The sequence below is a fragment of the Novosphingobium sp. B-7 genome (genome assembly GCF_000410615.1).
Classification (GTDB): domain Bacteria; phylum Pseudomonadota; class Alphaproteobacteria; order Sphingomonadales; family Sphingomonadaceae; genus Novosphingobium; species Novosphingobium capsulatum.
Genome location: NZ_APCQ01000373.1, coordinates 1 through 227 on the forward strand (window position 1 = coordinate 1; position 227 = coordinate 227).

The 227-nt window shown below is 63.9% G+C and carries 1 pseudogene; it reads left to right on the forward strand.

Annotated features, from left to right (window positions below):
• Positions 1-227: pseudogene (locus H926_RS25645) on the forward strand (electron transfer flavoprotein subunit beta/FixA family protein); the annotation flags it as partial.

A 227-nucleotide genomic window follows, 5' to 3' on the forward strand; every position in this document is an offset into this window, starting at 1 on the left:
GTGGCCAAGATCGTGACGGCGATTGCCGGCGAGGAACAGCCAGGCCTGATCATCACCGGCAAGCAGGCGATCGACGACGATTCGAACCAGGTTGGCCAGATGGTCGCCGCGCTGCTCGGCCGGCCGCAGGGCACCTTTGCCAATGAAGTCAGCGTCGAAGGCGATCATCTGATCGTCAAGCGCGAGATCGATGGTGGCCTGGAAACGGTCAAGCTGGCGCTGCCGGC